The organism is Bradyrhizobium sp. P3_C3, from assembly GCF_056402655.1.
The window spans coordinates 365386-385762 of record NZ_JBFUGY010000002.1; the positions used below are offsets into that span (position 1 = coordinate 365386).

Annotated in this window: 18 protein-coding genes; 10 read left to right on the plus strand and 8 right to left on the minus strand. The window is 64.0% G+C overall.

Going from position 1 to position 20377, the window contains the following annotated elements; translation table 11 throughout:
- Positions 1 to 4: 4 nt before the first annotated feature.
- The 3 genes from AC1DW2_RS04240 to AC1DW2_RS04250 all read left to right on the plus strand — a co-directional run bounded on the left by AC1DW2_RS04240 (position 5) and on the right by AC1DW2_RS04250 (position 4471).
- The gene (locus tag AC1DW2_RS04240) at positions 5 to 1738 is read left to right on the plus strand and encodes an ABC transporter permease (RefSeq protein WP_477005297.1); all 1734 of its coding nucleotides are present in this window, start codon (positions 5 to 7) and stop codon (positions 1736 to 1738) included.
- Between the two features lie 13 nt (positions 1739 to 1751).
- Complete coding sequence (locus AC1DW2_RS04245; protein WP_063986036.1) at positions 1752 to 3065, plus strand: ABC transporter ATP-binding protein; 1314 nt, start codon at positions 1752 to 1754, stop codon at positions 3063 to 3065.
- A 110-nt stretch (positions 3066 to 3175) separates the two neighbouring features.
- Entirely contained in the window at positions 3176 to 4471 is a 1296-nt protein-coding gene (locus tag AC1DW2_RS04250) for a hemolysin family protein (RefSeq protein WP_166074473.1), read from the plus strand.
- Between the two features lie 73 nt (positions 4472 to 4544).
- Here the strand turns inward: AC1DW2_RS04250 and AC1DW2_RS04255 are convergent, their stop codons facing one another.
- The 4 genes from AC1DW2_RS04255 to AC1DW2_RS04270 form a co-directional block, all read right to left on the minus strand.
- Complete coding sequence (locus tag AC1DW2_RS04255) at positions 4545 to 4784, minus strand: PilZ domain-containing protein (RefSeq protein WP_028159962.1); 240 nt, start codon at positions 4782 to 4784, stop codon at positions 4545 to 4547.
- Between the two features lie 100 nt (positions 4785 to 4884).
- Positions 4885 to 6510, minus strand: a complete 1626-nt coding sequence (locus AC1DW2_RS04260; RefSeq protein WP_441496879.1) for an FMN-binding glutamate synthase family protein — start codon at positions 6508 to 6510, stop codon at positions 4885 to 4887.
- Positions 6511 to 6712: 202 nt separating this feature from the next.
- Positions 6713 to 7624, minus strand: coding sequence for a patatin-like phospholipase family protein (locus tag AC1DW2_RS04265; protein WP_441496841.1), 912 nt, complete (start codon positions 7622 to 7624; stop codon positions 6713 to 6715).
- A gap of 342 nt (positions 7625 to 7966) precedes the next feature.
- Complete coding sequence (locus AC1DW2_RS04270) at positions 7967 to 8740, minus strand: ferredoxin--NADP reductase (RefSeq protein WP_014490313.1); 774 nt, start codon at positions 8738 to 8740, stop codon at positions 7967 to 7969.
- A gap of 372 nt (positions 8741 to 9112) precedes the next feature.
- Here AC1DW2_RS04270 and AC1DW2_RS04275 point away from each other — a divergent pair, with 372 nt between their 5' ends.
- The gene (locus tag AC1DW2_RS04275) at positions 9113 to 9919 is read left to right on the plus strand and encodes an ATP-grasp domain-containing protein (protein WP_441496839.1); all 807 of its coding nucleotides are present in this window, start codon (positions 9113 to 9115) and stop codon (positions 9917 to 9919) included.
- 54 nt (positions 9920 to 9973) lie between these two features.
- Here the strand turns inward: AC1DW2_RS04275 and AC1DW2_RS04280 are convergent, their stop codons facing one another.
- Positions 9974 to 10894 (minus strand): amino acid ABC transporter substrate-binding protein, encoded by a 921-nt coding sequence (locus tag AC1DW2_RS04280; RefSeq protein WP_441496838.1) that lies wholly within the window; start codon positions 10892 to 10894, stop codon positions 9974 to 9976.
- Positions 10895 to 10906: 12 nt separating this feature from the next.
- Positions 10907 to 12202 (minus strand): dicarboxylate/amino acid:cation symporter, encoded by a 1296-nt coding sequence (locus AC1DW2_RS04285; protein ID WP_477005298.1) that lies wholly within the window; start codon positions 12200 to 12202, stop codon positions 10907 to 10909.
- A 210-nt stretch (positions 12203 to 12412) separates the two neighbouring features.
- On the opposite strand from AC1DW2_RS04285, the gene AC1DW2_RS04290 reads away from it, so the two are divergent.
- The 5 genes from AC1DW2_RS04290 (at position 12413) to AC1DW2_RS04310 (ending at position 17727) form a co-directional block, all read left to right on the plus strand.
- Positions 12413 to 13414: an NADP-dependent oxidoreductase gene (locus AC1DW2_RS04290; protein WP_441496837.1), complete on the plus strand. Its 1002-nt coding sequence runs from the start codon at positions 12413 to 12415 to the stop codon at positions 13412 to 13414.
- Between the two features lie 241 nt (positions 13415 to 13655).
- Entirely contained in the window at positions 13656 to 14447 is a 792-nt protein-coding gene (locus tag AC1DW2_RS04295) for a cysteine rich repeat-containing protein (protein WP_441496836.1), read from the plus strand.
- 126 nt (positions 14448 to 14573) lie between these two features.
- Positions 14574 to 14789 carry a hypothetical protein gene (locus AC1DW2_RS04300; RefSeq protein ID WP_028148322.1) on the plus strand — a complete coding sequence of 72 codons (216 nt, stop codon included), beginning with the start codon at positions 14574 to 14576 and terminating at the stop codon, positions 14787 to 14789.
- A gap of 188 nt (positions 14790 to 14977) precedes the next feature.
- A complete protein-coding gene (locus AC1DW2_RS04305) occupies positions 14978 to 16117 on the plus strand; it encodes an FAD-dependent monooxygenase (RefSeq protein ID WP_085398803.1) in 1140 nt (379 codons plus the stop codon).
- Positions 16114 to 17727: a benzoate-CoA ligase family protein gene (locus AC1DW2_RS04310; RefSeq protein WP_477005299.1), complete on the plus strand. Its 1614-nt coding sequence runs from the start codon at positions 16114 to 16116 to the stop codon at positions 17725 to 17727. The genes AC1DW2_RS04305 and AC1DW2_RS04310 overlap by 4 nt, the downstream gene beginning before the upstream one ends.
- 161 nt (positions 17728 to 17888) lie before the next feature.
- On the opposite strand, the gene AC1DW2_RS04315 is transcribed toward AC1DW2_RS04310, so the two are convergent.
- Together AC1DW2_RS04315 and maiA are read right to left on the minus strand one after the other, a co-directional pair.
- A complete protein-coding gene (locus AC1DW2_RS04315; protein ID WP_212485708.1) occupies positions 17889 to 18401 on the minus strand; it encodes a MarR family winged helix-turn-helix transcriptional regulator in 513 nt (170 codons plus the stop codon).
- Entirely contained in the window at positions 18391 to 19023 is a 633-nt protein-coding gene (gene maiA, locus AC1DW2_RS04320) for a maleylacetoacetate isomerase (protein ID WP_354118633.1), read from the minus strand. The genes AC1DW2_RS04315 and maiA overlap by 11 nt, the downstream gene beginning before the upstream one ends.
- Before the next feature lie 209 nt (positions 19024 to 19232).
- Between maiA and gtdA the strand changes: the two genes are divergently transcribed.
- Complete coding sequence (gtdA, locus tag AC1DW2_RS04325; protein ID WP_441496833.1) at positions 19233 to 20273, plus strand: gentisate 1,2-dioxygenase; 1041 nt, start codon at positions 19233 to 19235, stop codon at positions 20271 to 20273.
- Positions 20274 to 20377 lie beyond the last annotated feature (104 nt).

The window sequence follows — 20377 nt, forward strand, 5'->3', positions numbered from 1 at the left end:
GCCTATGAAGCCGAGAGATATCCGCACGGCCGCGATCGGCCGGGCGCTACTCCCCAATGTCTGGGATGTCGCGGCGCTGATCCTCGTGATCGGCGCCATGGTCCTGATCGTCTATGGCGGCGAGCAGACCACGGCGCCGCTGTCCGAGCTCGAGCGCGCACCGGTCACGCTCGATCCGGCAAACCTTCCGCTTTACGCCTTGCGCACCGTCTTACGGATGCTGCTCGCCATCGTCTGTTCGACGGTCTTCACCTTCATCTACGCGGCGATCGCAGCCAAGAGCCGGCGAGCCGAATTGGTGATGATCCCGCTGCTGGATATTTTGCAATCCGTCCCGATCCTGGGCTTCCTCACCTTCACCGTCGTGTTCTTCATGAATTTGTTTCCGGAGCAGGTGCTCGGCGCCGAGCTCGCCTCGGTGTTCGCGATCTTCACCAGCCAGGCCTGGAACATGACGTTCAGCCTGTACCAGTCGATCCGCAACGTTCCGAAGGATCTGGAAGAGGCCACGCAAAGCTTCCATTTGTCCGGCTGGCAGCGCTTCTGGCGCCTCGACGTCCCCTTCGCGATGCCCGGCCTGATCTGGAACGCAATGATGTCGATGTCGGGCGGCTGGTTCTTCGTGGTGGCCTCGGAGGCGATCACGGTCGGCAACACCACGGTGACGCTGCCGGGCATCGGCTCCTATGTCGCGATGGCAATTCAGCAGCAGGATTTGCCGGCGATCCTCTACGCCATGCTGGCGATGCTGCTCGTGATCATCGCCTATGATCAGCTGCTGTTCCGCCCCATCGTCGCCTGGGCCGACAAATTCCGCTTCGAGCAGACCGCCTCAGGCGAGGCGCCGGCCTCCTGGATGCTCGACCTGTTCCGCCGGACTCGGGCGCTGCGTGCGCTGACCCTTCCTTTCGCGGCGCTGAACCGCGCGATCTCGAACTTGCGCATTCCGCTGCCAAAGCTGCCGCCCGCGGCACCAGGTCAAGACCAGACGTCACGCCTCGTCGATACGGTCTGGATCGCATTGATCCTCGCCGGCACGGCCTATGCCGCCTGGCTGACCTATCGCTATCTCTCGGCCAGTCTCGGAATGTCCGACGTTCTCGTCGTCATCAGGGACGGGCTCATCACGTTGTTGCGCGTCGCCATCCTGATCACCCTCGCCACGCTGATCTGGGTGCCGGTTGGCGTGTGGATCGGGCTTCGCCCGAAGCTCGCCGAACGAATCCAGCCGCTGGCCCAGTTTCTGGCGGCCTTCCCGGCCAATCTCGCCTTCCCCGTCTTTGTCGTCGCCATTGTCAGCTTCAAGCTCAATCCAGACATCTGGCTGAGCCCGCTGATGATCCTGGGCACGCAGTGGTACATCCTGTTCAACGTGATCGCGGGCGCGAGCGCCTTTCCGACCGATCTGCGCGAAGCCGCCGGCAGCTTCCATCTCCGGGGATGGCGATGGTGGTTCAAGGTGATACTGCCCGGCGTCTTTCCTTATTACATCACCGGCGCGATCACCGCGTCCGGCGGCTCCTGGAATGCGTCGATCGTCGCGGAGGTCGCAAGCTGGGGCGACACGCATCTGAAGGCCACCGGGCTCGGTGCCTATATTGCTTCCGCCACGGAAGCCGGTGACTTCCCGCGCGTCGTGCTCGGAATTGCCACGATGTGCATTCTGGTGACGTTGTTCAATCGTCTGGTCTGGCGGCCGCTCTATGCCTTCGGCGAGCGTCGCTTGCGGCTCGGCTGACGAGGAGACCATCATGCTCGATCAACCCTCTGCGCTCATCGACATCCGCGGTGTCTGCCGATCCTTCCCGAAAGGCAGCGGCGAACAGCTCCTGGTGCTGGACAAGGTCGACCTGACGATCCGCTCGGGCGAGATCGTCGGCCTGCTCGGCCGCTCCGGCTCCGGCAAGTCCACCTTGCTGCGGATCATCGCCGGTCTGGTCAGCCCGTCTGCGGGACAGGCGACCTGTCGCGGCGAGATCATCGTCGGGCCACCGAACGGCGTCGCCATGGTGTTCCAGTCATTCGCGTTGTTTCCCTGGCTGACCGTGCTCCAGAACGTCGAGCTCGGACTCGAAGCGCTGGGCGTCGATGCCACCGAGCGCCACAAGCGCGCTCTTGCTGCGATCGACCTGATCGGCCTTGACGGGTTTGAGTCCGCCTTCCCGAAGGAACTGTCGGGTGGCATGCGCCAGCGCGTCGGCTTCGCCCGCGCGCTGGTGGTGCATCCGGACCTCCTGCTGATGGACGAGCCGTTCTCGGCACTCGACGTCCTCACGGCCGAGACGCTGCGCACGGACCTGATCGACCTCTGGATCGAGGGCCGATTGCCGATCAAATCGATCCTGATGGTGACGCACAATATCGAGGAGGCGGTCCTGATGTGCGATCGCATCCTGGTGTTCTCATCCAATCCAGGGCGCGTCGCCGCCGAGATCAAGGTCGACATGCCGCATCCGCGCAACCGGCTCGACCCCCATTTCCGGCAGCTCGTCGACAACATCTACGCGCGCATGACCCAACGCGCCGAACCGAAGGCGCCCCCCGTCGAAGGCATCCTGGGCTCCGGTGTCGGCATGACCCTGCACCACGTATCGTCCAACGTGCTGTCGGGCCTGATCGAGACGCTGGCGGGGCCGCCCTATCACGGACACGCCGACCTGCCCGTGCTCGCAAGCCAGCTCCAGCTCGAGGCCGACGAGATCCTCCACCTCGGCGAGTCCCTGCAACTGCTGCGCTTCGCCCAGCTGAGCGAAGGTGACCTGATGCTCACCGACACGGGCAAGCGTTTTGCCCATCTCGAAACCGACGCACGCAAGAAGCTGTTCGCCGAACATCTCGTCACTTACGTGCCGGTGATGGGATTGATTCGCCGCGTGCTCGACGAACGTCCCTCCCATACCGCCCCCGCGGCACGGTTCCGCAACGAGCTCGAAGACTACATGTCCGAGGACTATGCGGACGAGACGCTCAGGACCGTGGTGTCCTGGGGACGTTATGGCGAGCTGTTCGCATATGACGAGCAGTCGGAGACGTTCAGCCTCGAAAACCCGGGCGAGAGCGCTTGATCCCGCCTGCGGCAATTTGGTCGGGAACCGGACAAATTGTGCATCGAGTTCATATATAAGGGGCTTGGTCCGGCGTTCGCCGGGTCAAGTATCCCTTCTCCTTGCGCACAATGTTGTCCGTCGAAATCATCATCGTCGTCGTCCTGATCGTCATTAACGGCCTGTTGTCCATGTCCGAGCTGGCCGTGGTCTCGTCCCGCCCGGCCCGGCTGTCGCTGCTCGCAGCCAAGGGTGTGCGCGGCGCCGAGCGGGCGCTGACGCTGGCGGCCGATCCCGGAAAGTTCCTCTCGACGGTGCAGATCGGCATCACGCTGGTCGGCGTGCTCTCGGGCGCGTTCTCCGGCGCGACGCTCGGACAGCGGCTGACGCAATGGCTGGTCGAGCTCGGCCTGTCCTCAGGGATTGCCGACATCGTCGGCGTCGGCATCGTCGTCACGCTCATCACCTACGCCACCCTGATCGTCGGCGAGCTGGTGCCGAAGCAGGTGGCGCTGCGCGACCCCGAGAGCATCGCGGTCAAGGTCGCGCCCGCGATGCACGTTCTGGCGCGTATCTCGCTGCCGCTCGTCTTCCTGCTCGATCTCTCCGGCAAGCTGATCCTCACGCTGCTCGGGCGCGGCGGCAAGGCCGAGGAGAAGGTCTCGGAGGACGAGATCCATCACCTCGTCAGCGAAGCCGAGAACGCGGGCGTGCTGGAGTCGGGCGAAAAGGAGATGATCGCGGGCGTCATGCGGCTCGGCGACCGGCCGGTCGGCGCGATCATGACGCCGCGCACGGAGGTCAACGAGATCGATCTGAACGATGCGCCGGAGGCCATTCAAGCGATCATCGCGAAGAGCCCGCATTCGCGCTTTCCCGTCTCGGACGGCGATCGCGACAAGCCGATCGGCGTGCTCCAGGCCAAGGACCTGCTGGTTGCCTACATGAACGAGCGCACGCCGGATCTGCGAGCGCTGGTGCGCGAGGCGCCCGGCATTCCGGCATCAGCCGACGCCCGCGACGTGCTGGCGATCCTGAAAGCCGCTCCGGTTCATGTCGGTCTGGTCTACGACGAATACGGCGCCTTCGAGGGTATCGTGACGACGGCTGACATTCTGGAATCGATCGTCGGCGCCTTCCATTCCGAGGAGGGACCGCCGGAGCCGGCCTATGTCAGGCGCGATGACGGCTCGCTGCTGGTCTCCGGCTGGATGCCGGTCGACGAGTTCGGCGAGTTGCTCGGCGTCGAGCTGCCGCCGCACCGCTACAACACGGTGGCGGGCCTGGTGCTGCAACAGTTCAACGTGCTGCCGAATGTCGGCGATGCCTTCGACTTCGCCGGCTGGCATATCGAGGTGGTCGATCTCGACGGACGCAGGATCGACAAGATTCTGGCGGGCCGGTTGAGTGAGGTCGAGACGGGGTGATTGCGCACCCAACCCTCCACCCGTCGTCCCGGACAAGCGCGCCCTAAGCGCGCGCCGATCAAACGCAGACCGCTCACCCGAACCGCACGCCGATCCGCTTCTCCTTGCGCCAGACGACCGTGCAGGCGAGATGCGTTCCGTCGGCCTGGATGACCAGAGTGAAGCGCTCGGGGATACCGACCGGACTGGTGACATCGAGCGCGGCACCAGTATCGGAGAAATTGCGGACGGTGCAGTCGATCGCGCCGCCGCCGAACTCGATGGTTCCGGCTTTCAGCACGCGGTGCCTGGCTTTGTCGCGTCGCTCGTCCATGGGGCCAATTTACACCCCAAGCTGACACAGACGTTAAAACACAACCACAATCCCGATGAATTTTTACCGCCGCAGGATGCGGCGGATCATGCGGTGGCCCCTACGGCGCCGGCTGGAACGTCTCCGCCCGCGCCATCAGCCAGGCATCGCGGAAGCGCGGATCTTCGGTGCCTTCGAGCAGCTCGCCCGGACGCAGCGACGGATAGAGCTGCGCAAAGGATCGCACCTGGGTGGTCGATGTCCGCTGGCTGAAGTGGATCGGGCGCAGCTGCTGCGGATGTTCGAGGCCGGCCGCGGCGATCAGCTCGGTGAGCGAGTGCAGTGTGGCATGGTGATAATTATGCACGCGGTCGATCTTGAGCGGCACATAGAGCGCACGCGCACGTGTCGGGTCCTGGGTCGCAACCCCGGTCGGGCAGCGGTCGGTGTGGCAGCTCAGCGACTGGATGCAGCCCAGCGAGAACATGAAGCCGCGCGCCGAGTTGCAATAGTCAGCGCCAATCGCCATCGCCCGCGCCATGTCGAAGGCGGTCGCGATCTTGCCGGATGCGCCGATCCTGATGCGGTCGCGCGCATTGATGCCGACCAGTGCGTTGTGGACGAAATTGACGCCCTCGCGCATCGGCATGCCCAGATGGTCCATGAACTCCAGCGGCGCGGCGCCGGTGCCGCCTTCATTGCCATCGACGACGATGAAATCCGGATAGATGCCGGTCTCCAGCATCGCCTTGCAGATCGCCAGGAATTCCCAGGGATGACCGATGCACAGCTTGAAGCCGGCCGGYTTGCCGCCGGACAAGCGTCGCATCTCGGCGATGAACTGCATCATGCCAACAGGCGTGGAGAAGGCGCGGTGCGAGGCCGGCGAAATGCAGTCCTCGCCCATCGTGACGCCGCGGATTTTTGAGATCTCCTCCGACACCTTCGCAGCCGGCAGCACGCCGCCATGGCCGGGCTTGGCGCCCTGGCTGATCTTGAGCTCGACCATCTTGATCTGGTCCTGGCTCGCGACGCGCGCGAATGCCTCCGGATCGAACGTGCCGTCGAGATGACGGCAACCGAAATAGCCGGAGCCGATCTCCCAGATGATGTCGCCGCCCATCTCGCGATGGTAGGGACTGAAGCCGCCCTCGCCGGTGTCATGCGCGAAGCCGCCCTTCCTAGCGCCGGCATTGAGCGCGCGCACGGCGTTCGGGCTGAGCGCGCCGAAGCTCATCGCGGAGATGTTGAACACCGATGCCGAATATGGCTTTGCGCAATCGGGGCCGCCGATGGGGACGCGAAACTTCTCCTCGGCATGCGTCTTCGGCGAGACCGAGTGATGCATCCACTCGTAGCCCTCGCGGTAGACGTCCTCCTGGGTGCCGAACGGGCGCTTGTCGAGCTCCATCTTGGCGCGCTGATAGACCAGCGAGCGGGTATCGCGCGAGAACGGCATGCCGTCCTTCTCGCTCTCGAAGAAATACTGCCGCATCTCGGGGCGTATCTCTTCAAGCAGAAAACGGATATGCGCCGAGATCGGATAGTTGCGCAGCACCGCGTGACTCTTCTGCATGAGATCGCGGACGCCGAGCAGCGTGAGAGCGCCGAAGATCAGGATCGGGATCAGCAGGATGTCGAAGATCTTGCCATCGGCGAGACCGATGCCGATCAGCAGCGCGGTGACGACCGCGCAGATGGTCAGCACGATGAAGCGCGGCGAGAACGGCAGCAGCAGGGTTTCCATCAGCCCTTCGGGCGAAGCTTGCGTCTTGTTATCGTTGGCCACGACCACATCCCTCTCGTCAGTCTGACAGGGCATGATACGCCCGCGCCACGTCCATGGTTATGACGCGGACCCCGCCTTGAGGCTACCGAATCCGGATGCCGCAAATCAATCCATCCCGCGGCGGGCTTCGCAGTGCAATAGATTCAAATGAAATGACAAATCAGTGACCATGAGGCTGCGCCTCGTGCGGAATGACGCCGTGCTGCTCGAGGCCGCCTCGCGCCAGCCAGGCATCGGTGCTCGCGACCGCACGCTCGATATGGTCGTCGGTCCGCGAAAAATCGTAGGGCGATCCCACCAGCGGACAGAGCGGCGGCACCACGACATATTCGATGTCGGACGCCACCCCCTCGAGCTCCGCCACCAATTGCCGGGCGATCAGCAGCGTCAGCGCATGCAGGGCATTGGCAACCGCGCCCACCGGCGGGTCCTTCACCGCGCAGGCGTGTCCGGTCGGCAGCACGACCAGCCGTTTTGCGCCTTTCTTGATCGCGACCCGGACCGGCGTGTTCGAGGAGAGCGCGCCGTCGGCCAGGAAACGATTGCGGTAGTAGACCGGCGAGAACGCGCCGGGGATCGCAGTGGACGCCAGGATCGCGTCCACCGTCGCCCCCTCCGACAACACCACGCTCTCTCCGGAGACGAAATCGGTGGTGACGATGTGCACCGGAAGCGCGGCATCTTCGAGGTTGCGATAGGGGATGTGGTCCTCGACCAGCTTGCGGATGCCGTCATGGGGAATCAGGAAATCGCGCCGCCACATGAATCCGGCGAGGCTCTTCCAGGTGACCGGGAAGACATCATGACGCTTCAGGCCGCGCCAGACCGCCTCCAGCCCCAGCACGCCCTTGAGCGAGGGGTCGCCGGCATAATAGGCGCCGTTGATCGCGCCGACGCTGGAGCCGACGACGAGATCGGCGACGACCCCGTGCCGCGCCAGTGAATGCATCATGCCAACCTGGATCGCTCCAAAACTGCCGCCGCCCGCCAGCACGAAGGCAGTCGGTTTCGGCGGACCATGGTCGATCACGGACAAGATTTGCGCAGCTCCCCAGCTCTCGCATTGCAACATCGCGGCGAGATTTTGGCGCGAGCTTATAACAAGGGGCGCGCGAGACGCGCCAATAACAAAGTCGGGGGAGGATGGTGAGGGACGTGGATGGCTGGCGAGTGTGCGGCGGGATGCCAGCCAAACTCTCCGCCGTCGTCCCCGCGAACGCGGGGCCACATAACCACAGGGAGAGGTTATGGCGCGAGCTGATAACCACTAGCCGTCGCCAAACCACTTCCTGTGGTTATGGGTCCCGGGCTCGCGCTTCCGCCTTCGCTCTTCGAGCTACGGCGGACAAGTCGCGCGCCCCGGGACGACACCGATGTTTTGGCTACGGAGCGTCAATCAAAAGCCGAACGGCGCTTACCGCTCGACGAACGCCTTCTCGATCACAAAATGGCCGGGCTTGTTGCCGCTTCCCTCGATGAAATCGCGACCTTCGAACATCACCTTCAGCTCTTCCAGCATCGCCGGGCTGCCGCACATCATGATGCGGTCGGTTTCGATGTCGAGCGGGCCCTGTCCGATATCGTTGAAGATCTGCTCGGAGTTGATGAGGTCGGTGATGCGGCCACGGTTCTTGAACGGCTCGCGGGTCACGGTCGGATAGTAGATCAGCTTGTCCGCCAGCAGCTCCCCGAACAGCTCGTCCTCGCGCAAGGAAGCAACCAGCTTCTCGCCATAGGCAAGCTCGGAGACCTGGCGGCAGCCATGCACCAGCACGATGCTGTCGAACTGGTCGTAGACCTCGGGGTCCTTGATCAGGCTGGCGAAGGGCGCGAGACCGGTGCCGGTCGAGAGCAGCATCAGCCGCTTGCCGGGAATGAGGTTGTCGGTGATCAGCGTGCCGGTCGCCTTGCGGCCGACCAGGATGGTGTCGCCTTCCTTGATCTTCTGCAGGCGCGAGGTCAGCGGACCGTCCTGAACCTTGATCGAGAAGAACTCGAGCTCTTCCTCGTGGTTGGCGCTCGCCATGCTGTAGGCGCGCAGCAGCGGACGGCCGTCGACCTCGAGGCCGATCATGGCGAACTGGCCGTTCTGGAAGCGGAAGCCGGTGTCGCGCGTGGCGCGGAAGCTGAACAGCGTATCGGTCCAGTGCTGGACGGAAAGAACCTTCTCTCGGTAAAACGCGCTCATGATTTTCGATATTCCGAATAATTGCGGTTTTAGGGCAAAAGCATTGCCCGGCCCCTGAAAGCGGGGCGGACACCATTGCCATGGCGGAGGATTTCGCGTGTGTGATCTACGCCATTGAGGCCAATAATCAACCTCGTTCCGGATGCAATTGATGCCGCTCAAACCGGCATTTGCGGCGGAAATGGCCACATCATTAATGAATCTGCTGCCGGGCATGCGCGGCGGGCAATTTCTTTTCCCTTCAGGGCCTGATTGCAGCACTTAATTTCCGTCGCGCTCGCGAGAATTTCATTAAGAATAGCTCTGACTTTCACCCCGGTTTGGCGCCGTTTCCCGCATTTTTGCGGCTTGGCGACAGGAACGACTGAACACATGGCAAGCGGCGAGCGGATCTTCGTCCAGGCGATCAGGCGCTATTGCGCAACCCATGGCATCGCGCTCGATGTCCGCGCCGGCGGCTGGCTGCTCGCGATGCGCAGCCGCGTAAAGCGCCACTTCGCGTTCGGCTACGACATCGGCCTCAACAGCGCCATCGCGCACCGCCTCGCCAACGACAAATCGGCCACTGCCGAGGTGCTGGCGCTTGAGGGCGTGCCATGCATTCCGCATCGCCTCTTCCTCAACCCGAAGCTGGGCAAGAACGTTGTTGGCCCCAATTGGCGAAACGCAATGCTCGAGCTGCTTCACGACCATCCGCAAGGCGTGGTGGTGAAGCCGAACGAGGGGACATCGGGGCGCTCGGTGTTCAAGGTGACGACAGAGGCGGAACTCGACCACGCGGTTGCCGAGGTCTTTTCGATGAGCGCCGGACTCGTGATCTCGCCCTATGTCGCGATCGAGCAAGAGGTGCGCGTGATCCTGCTCGATGATGCGCCACTCGTCGTCTACAGCAAGCAGCGTGGGTCGGATTGGCGACACAATCTCGATGCCGGCGCAAAGCCGGTGCTGCTGGAGGACGACAAGGTTCGTACGGCCTGCGTGAAGCTCGCGACCGATGCCGCGAGCGCCATCGGCATCGCCTTTGCGTCGATTGACGTGGTCCGTGTCGATGGCGTGTGGCGGGTGCTGGAAATCAATTCCGGCGTGATGATGGAAGCGCTGGCGAAGCTGCATCCGGAGCTGGTGCAGGCGACGTACGACGCGGCGCTGGATCGGGTGTTTGGGAACGAAACGCAATAGCCACGGCGAAGATCCCCACCCTCCCCTGGAGGGGGAGGGTAAGAGAAGCCGCCGCTAATTATTCGCGCTGGCAGAGTCGTCCATCGCCTTGAAGGCTTCCTCCAGCTGCAGGGAGATCGGCACGTTCAGGCGTTCGCCGGTGGGCAGCCGCGCGTTGAACCATTTGTTGTAGAGCGGAACGAGATCGCGATTGGAGCCGAGCTTGCGGAAGGTGCGCTCGACCACCGCCGACAGTTGCGGCTCGCCCTTCCTGAACATGATGCCGTAGGGATCGTAGGACAGATAGTCGCCGGTGACGCGGAACTTGTCCTGCGCCTTGTGGCGCGCGATCAGGCCGGAGAGCAGGATGTCGTCGGTCGCGAACGCATCGGCCTTGCCGTCGACGAGCATCTGGTATGACTGCTCGTGATCCGGCGAGGTGACGATGTTGAGGCCGAGCGAGGACTTCTTGTCGGCCGCCTGGATCGCCTGCTCGTTGGTGGTGCCCTTCGTCACCACCACGGTCTTGCCCTTCAGATCGGTCAACGACTGGACCTTTGACGCCTTCGGCACCATCAGCTTGGTGCCGGCGACGAACATCAAAGGCGAGAACGCGACGCGCTTGCCACGCTCGGCATTGGCGGTGGTCGAACCGCATTCCAGGTCGATCTTGTTCTGGAGCACGGCGTCGATGCGGTCGTCCGAGGTGACCTTGACGTAATCGATCTTCAGATCGGGATCGTCGACCTCGACGCCGATCTCCTCGACGATGGCCTCGCAGAGTTCGAGGCTGTAGCCGATCGGACGGCCCGACTGGTCGAGGAAGGAGAACGGCGGCGAGCTTTCGCGATAGCCGAGCCGCACGGTGTGCCTGTTCTTGATGGCCGACAGCGTCGGGCTAAGCCCTTCGCTGCCGCCGGTCTGGGCGGAGGCGCCGGTTGCCAGCAGGCACGCCGCCAGCAACAGGCCACCCGATATCGCCGTTGAAAGGCGCATGATGCACTCCCGTCAATGGCCGGCCATCGCGGGCAGTTCGCCCGGAACCATGTCCGGCGTCGTCGCTTCGCCGGGTCCGAGCTCGTGCTCGGGCCCGAGCTCACCTTCCCACTTCGCGACCACGGCGGTCGCGAGCGAATTGCCGATGACATTGGTGGCGCTGCGTCCCATGTCGAGGAACGTGTCAATGCCCATGATCATCAGCAGGCCTGCCTCGGGGATGCCGAACTGCGACAGCGTCGAGGCGATCACCACGAGGGATGCGCGCGGTACGCCGGCAACGCCCTTGGAGGTAATCATCAACGTCGCGAGCATCGCCAGCTGCGTCGCGAGCGACATCTCGATGTGGTAGGTCTGCGCGATGAATATGCTCGCGAAGGTGCAGTACATCATCGTGCCGTCGAGATTGAAGGAGTAACCGAGCGGCAGCACGAAGCTCGAGATCCGTGACGACGCGCCGAACTTGGTCAGCCCCTCCAGCGTCTTCGGATAGGCCGCTTCCGAGCTCGCGGTGGAGAACGCGATCATCAGGGGTTCGCKGATCAGCTTCAACAGATGGCTGTATCGCGGCCCGATCACCATAAAGCCAACGATCATCAGGATGACCCACAGGATCCCAAGCGCGAGATAGAAGCCACCCATGAAGACGATGAGCTTCCACAGCACGCCGAGGCCGTTCTTGGCGACAGTGGCCGTGATGGCGGCCCATACCGCGAGCGGGGCGAACAGCATCACATAGCTCGTCACCTTGAGCATGATGTGAGCGACGTCGTCGATCATTGCCAGGATCGGCTTCGACCGTTCGGGCATCGAGCCCATCGCCACCGAGAAGAACACGGCGAAGATCACGATCTGCAGGATCTCGTTCTGCGCCATGGCGTCTGCGATCGAGGTCGGGATCAGATGGGTCAGGAATTTTTCGATCGAGAAGGCCGAGACCGGCAAGCCGGTCGATTGCCCCGCCTGCGGCAGCGTGCCGGGGAAGTTCGCGCCGGGCTGGAGCAGATTGACCATGACGAGGCCGAGCAGCAGCGACACGAAGGACGCGCTGACGAACCAGCCCATGGTCTTGGCGAAGATGCGCCCGAGCCGCGAACCGCTGCCCATATGCGCGATGCCACCGACCAGGGTCGCGAACACCAACGGCGCGATGATCATCTTGATCAAGCGCAGGAACATCATGGCGATCAGGTTGATGGAGGAAGCCCATTCGGCTCTGGTGTCAGGCAGGAAGTTGAAGATCGCCGCCCCCATGACGATGCCCAGCACCATCGCGGCCAGAATGTATTGCGTAAACTTGTTCGACATCGCTTACCCCCACCTACACCGGCGCTTCATGATGTCGCAGATATGACGACGACGCAACACGCTTGGCGTGCTCGCGCGATGGCCTGATGTTCCCGTTGCGAAACGGGTCGGCGCGATCTAGCCTTCATGCAGCGCACAACGAATGCGGCTTGCACGTTTTCTTTGCGGCGGCTGCATCAATAATCGTCAAGCAAACGAAGAGGAAACGCCATGAGCAGCAGCATCAATCGCCAGATTCTTCTGGTCGAAAAGCCCAGCGGCAAGCTCGGTGCCGAGCACTTCAAGATGGTCGAGGGTGCGATGCCGGAGCCGAAGGACGGCGAGGCCTTGCTGCAGGTGCGTTACATCTCGCTCGACGCCGCCAACCGCGCCTGGATGCACGGCGCGACCTATCGCTCCGCGGTCGAGGCCAACAGCGTGATGGCCGGCGGCGGCATCGCTGAGGTCGTCAGCTCGAAGGCGCCGGGGCTGGCTGCCGGCGACATCGTGTTCGGCGACACCGGCTGGCAGGAGTTTGCCGCGGTGCCGGCAAAGCATCTCACGAAAATGCCGAAGCTGGAGCCGATGACGCATCTGCTCAGCGTGTACGGCATCGCCGGCCTCACCGCCTATTTCGGCCTACTGGAGGTCGGCAAGCCCAAAGAGGGCGAGACCGTCGTGGTGTCCGCGGCGGCCGGCTCCGTCGGCTCGATCGTCGGGCAGATCGCCAAGATCAGGGGATGTCGCGTGGTCGGCATCGCCGGCGGCGCAGACAAGTGCAATTGGCTGACCTCCGAGCTCGGCTTCGATGCCGCCGTCGACTACAAGGACGGCGCGGTGTTCAAGGCCCTGCGCGCGGCGGCGCCAAAAGGCATCGACGTCTATTTCGACAATGTCGGCGGCGACATTCTGGAAGCCTGCCTGCCGCAGATGAACAATTACGGCCGCATCGCCTGCTGCGGCGCGATCTCGCAATATGACGGCGCACCTGCCGCGCACGGCCCGCGCGGCGTGCCCGGCCTGATCGTGGTGAAGCGGCTCGTCATGCAGGGCTTCATCGTGATGGACTACATGAAGGAGAGCCAGCGCGCGCTCGCCGACCTCCAGGGCTGGGTCGCATCCGGCAAGCTGAAGGTGCAGGAGGACATCATCGACGGATTGGAGAATACGCCGAAGGCGCTGATCGGATTGCTGGCGGGAGAGAACCGCGGCAAGCGCATGGTCAAGCTCTGACGCCGTATTGTTTGAGCATGATCTCCGCGCCAACGCATTCCGCGTTTGTCGCGAGGGAAAGCCGCGGCACACTTTTCCGGATCGTGCTGTGCTCTAGTTACGTCGCAATTGCGCCCGTATAATCTACTTGCGGTAGAGGCCGAGGCAGCCAATGATGATGCACGCGGCATCACCCGCAATGATTGCTTGCATTACATTTAAAAGTCGTCGGCGTGACCGACAGGGCAGGGAATTTACCCAAATGTTCAACACGTTGAAACATGCATCAACGCGTCGCGCGCTGCTGGCGGCAACGCTCTTCGCAACTGCAACAGGCGCATTCGCGCAAGCGCCGACCGACGCTCAGAAGAGCGCCATCCGCTCCGCATGCCGCTCGGACTTCATGGCGCACTGCGCGAGTGTCACGCCCGGCGGCGTGGAGGCGTATCAATGTCTCCAGAAGAACATGTCCAGCCTGTCATCGGGATGCCAGACCGCGGTTCGCGCGGTCGAGCCCGCTGCGGCGCCGAAGACTGAAGCTGCACCCGCCAAGTCCGAACCGGCAAAGACCGAAGCGGCCCCCGCCGCCGCAGCCGCTCCGAAAGCGGCGGCGTCAAAGCAGCCGAGCAGCACGCAGATTGCCGCGGTCAAGAGCGCGTGCCGCGCCGATTATCCCAAGGTGTGCGCCAGCGTGCCGCCGGGTGGCGCCCCCGCCCTCGAATGTCTCGAGAAGAACAAGGCCAAGGTTTCGCCGGCCTGTGAGAAGGCGGTGAGCGCCGCAACTGGTGGCGGCGGCGCTGCTGCGACAGTAGCACCTGCGGGCGCAGCTCCTCCGGCAGCAGCACCGGCGGCGGCGCCGGCCGTGATCGTTCTGCGCCCGCTACGGCCGCGCGAAGAACTGTTCATCGTGCGCTCGGCCTGCGGTGCCGACATCCGCACGCTCTGCGCCGGCGTCGCGCCGGGCGGGGGCCGCATCGTGCAATGCATCTCCAGCAATGCCGCGTCGCTGTCACCCGCCTGCAAGGAAGTGCTGGCGCCATTCGCGGCGCGATAAGCGGCGCGGGATTGCGCGCCAAGCGCGCGCCACCGACCGGCCGCGCGCGAATGAATTTTCGCGCGCCTGCCGCGACAAACCCTTTGCAAGTAACCGATTTCGATCACGACAAGACCGGAGAAAGACATGCGTTCATTTCTGCTTATTGCTGCCGCGCTCCTCGCCTTCGGCGCGAGCATGACCTTTGAGTCTACCGATGCCAACGCGGTGGTGTGCGCCCGCGGCGTCTACCGCGCCGGCTGTGCCGGGCCGAATGCGGCCGTCGTGGTGCGCAAGCCGGTTCCCGCGGTCCGCTGTACCAGGGTGCTGGTGAACGGCGTCTACGTGAAGCGCTGCGTCTGACCCCGGATGGCCAAGCTCGCGCGGTTTGGCTATGGTTCGCAACGTCACTGCCCCGGACACGCGCCTGGCGCGTGTCCGGGAGTAAGCTTCGACGCGCCCCGCCTTCGATAATTCCGCTGGCGCGGACGGCCGGAGCACATTAGTGTACCCCTAGATAGTAAGTATACTGTCAATTAGGGAGGCAGACGTTGCGGATCGCCGTGATTGGCGGGGGGCCCGGTGGGCTCTACTTCGCCTATCTCTGGAAAAAGCGTCACCCCGAGGATCAAGTCGACCTGTTCGAACAGAACCCGGCCGACGCGACCTGGGGCTTTGGCGTCGTGTTCTCCGATCAGGCCCTGGAATTCCTGCGCGCCGACGACCCCGAAACGGTCGATGCGATCGCGCCGCATATGGAGAGCTGGGAGAACATCACGCTGAACCTTCACGGCGACAGCGTCGCCATCGACGGCGTCGGCTTCTCCTCGATCGGCAGGCTGGAGCTCCTGCAGTTCCTCCAGCAGCGCGCGCTCGACGCCGGCGTCACGCCGCGCTTCGACACGCAGATCCACGCCATCGACCAGCTCAACGGCCACGACCTGATCGTCGCGGCCGACGGGCTGAATTCGCTGGTGCGGCGCGCCTATGAGGGCGATTTCGGCACGTCGCTGTCCTACTCCTCCAACAAGTTCGTCTGGTACGGGACCTCGAAACGCTTCGACACGCTGTCGCAGACCTTCGTGAAGACGGACCGCGGCGCCTTCAATGCGCATCACTATCGCTACTCCCCGACCATGAGCACCTTCCTGGTCGAATGCGACCACGCGACATGGCAGGCCTATGGCTTCGCCTACAAGGATGCCGAGCAGTGCAAGGGCGTCTGCGAGGAGGTCTTTGCCGACACGCTGGGCGGCCACTGCCTGGTCTCCAACAAGTCGGTCTGGCGCAACTTTCCCTGGGTCTGGAACGAGCACTGGTCGTTCAAGAACATGGTGCTGCTCGGCGACGCCCTGCACTCGGCGCATTTCTCCATCGGCTCGGGGACGCGGCTCGCGATCGAGGACGCCATTGCGCTGGTCAAGGCGCTGGAGTCGGATGCGCATCTGTCGACCGCGCTGCACCGTTATCAGGCCGCGCGAAAACCGGTGGTGCAGAAGCTCGTCAATGCCGCGCGCACCTCGGCCTTCTGGTACGAGCACTTCGCCCAGCACATGCAGCTCGGCCTGATGGACTTCGCCTACAGCTACATCACCCGCTCCGGCCGCATCGACGACCCCCGGCTGCGCACGATGTCGCCCGCCTTCATGACGCGCTACGAGGCCGAGAAGAACGGCGGAGATGCCGCATGAGCAGCGAGATCCGCGATCAGGTGCCCGCCGACAGCCCGGGCGCCCGCGAAATCGGCTTTGCCATTCCGCAAACCTACAATGCCAGCCGCGTGCTGTTCGACCAGCTCGCCAAGGGCCGCGGCGACAAGCCCGCGCTGATCGGGCCCGCGGGGACGCGCAGCTATGCCGAGCTTTGCGCGGAAGCTTGCCGCTGGGGCAACGGGTTCGCATCGCTCGGCCTGAAGCGCGGCGACCGCGTGCTGCTGTTCCTCGACGACACACCGGCCTATCCGGCCGCCTTCTTCGGCGCGGTGCGCGCCGGCTTCGTGCCGTTGCTGATCAACACGCTGACGCCGCCGGACCTGCTGCAATTCTATCTCGCCGATTCCGGCGCGGCGGTCGCGGTGGCGGATGCCGAATTCGCGACGCGCTTCGATGCGGAGGCCTGCAAGGCGACCTGCCTGCGCACGCTGATCGTCGTCAACGGCGAAGCGCGCGACCACGCCGCGCCTGCGGCGATCGCGGCGCCCGGCTGGCTCGCGCAGTTCCCGGCCGAGCTCGCGGAAGCGGACACCCATCGCGACGAGATGGCGTTCTGGATGTACTCCTCCGGCTCGACCGGCCGGCCCAAGGGCATCGTGCATCTCCAGCACGACATGGCCTACAGCGATGCCGCCTTTGCGCAGAACGTGCTCAAGCTGACGCCCGGCGACATCTGCTTCTCGGTGCCGAAGATCTTCTTCGCCTACGGTTTCGGCAATTCCGTCACCTTCCCGTTCTCCGCGGGTGCCGCGACGCTGCTGTTGCCGGGCCAGCCGAAGCCTGCATCGATCTTTGCCGCGATCGAGCAATACAAGCCAACGGTCTTCTTCGGCCTGCCGACGCTGTACACCTCACTGACCAAAGCGGAGGGAGCGGACAAGACCAACTTCTCGTCGCTGCGCATGTCGCTTTCCGCGGCCGAGGTCTTGTCTGCGGACGTCTTCAACGGCTGGAAGACGCTCACCGGCCTCGAAATCGTCGAAGGCCTCGGCTCGACCGAAGTGCTGCACATCTATCTCTCCAACCGCCCCGCGCAGAAGAAGCTCGGCGCCGCCGGCCTGCGCGTGCCGGGCTACGAGGTCGCACTGCGCGACAAGGACGGCCGCGACGTCGCCGACGGCGAGGAAGGCATCTTGTGGGTGCGCGGCGATTCCAACACGCCGCTGTACTGGAACCGGCCGGACAAATCCGCCGAGACCATCCGCGAGGGCGGCTGGATCTACACCGGCGACCGTTTCGTGCGCGATGCCGACGGCTTCCACTTCTTCCGCGGCCGTGCCGACGACCTCATCAAGATCTCAGGCCAGTGGGTCTACCCGCTCGAAGTCGAGCTGTGCCTCGCCGACCACCCCGACATCCGCGAATGCGCCGTGTTCGCTGCCGAGCTGCCGGACCGCCGCATGACGCTGAAGGCGGTGGTGGTGATGAACAACCGCGCGACCGATCAGAATGAGGCAACGCGGCGGCTACAGGATTACGTCAAGGGCAAGCTGCTTCCCTACAAATATCCGCGCGAGGTGATCTTCATCGACGAGCTGCCGAAGACGGGGACGGGGAAGATTGATCGGCAGGCGTTGTTGAGGATGTAGCAGTCCCAAACTCGCTGTCATCGCCCGCGAAGGCGGGCGATCCAGTATTCCGAGACGGCGAGGGATGCGGAGAAGCCGCGGCGTACTGGATTCCCCGCCTTCGCGGGGAATGACAGTTGAGACTGGGGCAACGGCGTCACTAAACACGAGAGACGCCCCCCTCACCCACCCTTCCCCAGATGCTCCAGCGCGTCCTCCGCGCGCAGCGGCACGCGCGAGGCCTCGTTGTTGAGGTCGACGAGCTGCACCAAAAGCCCCATCAGCGCCTTGCGGTCGGCGGGTTTCAGCGGCTCCAGCATTCGCGCCTGAGCGCGCTCGACGGCGGGGATGATCTCGCGCAGGATCGCGGCGCCTGATTTCGTCAGATAAAGCAGCTTGATCCGCTTGTCTTCGGGTGCCGGCTTGCGCTCGATAAAATCCTTGGCCTGCAGCCGCTCGATCACGCTGCCGAGCGTGGAGCGGTCGAAAGCGATCACCGCCGACAGCCGTGTCGCGTCGATGCCGGGATGGGTGTGGATCGCGATCAGTGCGGCGTATTGCACCGGCGTGAGATCGAACGCCTTGCACTCCTCCATGAAGATCGAGACTGCGATCTGCTGCATGCGCCGGAACAGATAGCCCGGCGCGGCATAGACCGCGTCTATCGTGATCGGAGGGGCGGGCTTACTCGGCATCGGGCTGCTTCTCCGGGGCGGCGCTTGCGAAGGCCGGCAGCGCCTTTGCCGCAGCCTCCGCCTTCAGCAGCCGCGGATATGCCGACACATCGACGCCGAAACGGCGCGCATTGGCGAGCTGCGGCACCAGGCAGAGATCGGCGAGCGTCGGCACATCGCCGAAGCAGAACGGCCCCGCCTCGTCCCTGACCAGCGTCTCGCAGGCCGACAACCCCTCGCGGTTGACCCACGCCGCCCAGTCCTGAACCTTCTCCTCGGCGAGCCCGAGCTCGCGCAGCCGCGCCAGCACCTTCAAATTCTGCACCGGGTGGGTGTCGCAGGCGATCGCCAGCGCGAACGCCCTGACCTTGGCGCGTGGCAGCGGATCCTTCGGCAGCAGCGGCGGATTGGGGTGCGTCTCGTCGAGCCATTCGATGATGGCGACGGATTGGGTCAGTACCGCTCCCGCATCGTTCTCCAGCGTCGGCACCAGCCCTTGCGGATTGATGGCGAGATAGGCGGGCGCACATTGCTCGCCCTTGCGAAGATGATGCGGCAGGTGCTGGGCGCCGAGGCCCTTGAGGTTCAGCGCGATCCGCACCCGATAGGCGGCGCTGGAGCGGAAATAGCCGTGCAGCTTCATCGGAACCCTCCCTGTATTTTATTCGTCATTCCGGGGCGACGCGCTAGCGTCGAGCCCGGAATCCATAACCACGATCGGGAGTATGGATTCCGGGCTCGCGCCTTTCGGCGCGCCCCGGAATGACAGCGGCTTTGTAGGCCGTTCGTCACGTTGACGCTACCTAGATCGTCAGTATACTGTCAATCAACAAAACGAACGGGAGCCGCACCATGGAAGCCGTGACCAAGACGCCGGAACGCGAGGCGTTCTACCGGAAGATCGACGGCGAAAACCTCACCGCGCTGTGGACGGTGATGAGCGATTTGATCACGCCGGAGCCGAAGAGCGCCTGCCGCCCGCATCTGTGGAAATTCGACGTCATCCGCGACTACATGACGGAAGCGGGCCGACTAATCACGGCCAAGGAAGCCGAGCGGCGCGTGCTGGTGCTGGAGAACCCCGGCCTGCGCGGCCAGTCGAAAATCACGACCTCGCTCTATGCCGGCGTGCAGATGGTGGTGCCCGGCGACGTCGCGCCCGCGCACCGCCACAGCCAGTCGGCGCTGCGCTTCGTGCTCGAAGGCAAGGGCGCCCACACCGCGGTCGACGGCGAGCGCACCGCGATGGAGCCCGGCGATTTCATCATCACGCCGTCGATGACCTGGCACGATCATTCCAACGAGACCGATGAGCCGATGTTCTGGCTCGACGGCCTCGACATCCCGCTGGTGCAGTTCCTCGACTGTTCTTTTGCGGAAGGTTCCAAGGACGACCAGCAGAGGATCACAAAGCCCGCCGGCGACAGCTTCGCACGCTACGGCCACAATCTGCTGCCGGTCGACGCAAAGCGATCGTCCAAGACCTCACCGATCTTCAGCTATCCCTATGCCTACACCCGCGAGGCGCTGGAGAAGGCACGCGCGAGCCAGGAGTGGGACGCCTGCCACGGCTTGAAGCTGAAATTCAGCAACCCCGAGACCGGCGATTTCGCAATGCCGACCATCGGCACCTTCATCCAATTGCTGCCGAAGGGTTTCAAGACCGCACGCTACCGCGCGACCGATGCGACCGTGTTCTGTCCGATTGAGGGCAAGGGACGCAGCCGGATCGGTGATGCCGTTTTCGAATGGGGCCCACGAGACTTGTTCGTGGTGCCGAGCTGGCAGTGGGTGACGCACGAGGCCGAAGACGACGCCGTGCTGTTCAGCTTCTCGGATCGCCCGGTGCAGCAGAAGCTGGATCTGTTCCGCGAGGATCGCGGGAACGCGTAGGCGACGCTGCTAGCCACATCGTCATTGCGAGCGAAGCGAAGCAATCCAGAATCTTTCTGTGGAGATTGTCTGGATTGCTTCGTCGCTTCGCTCCTCGCAATGAC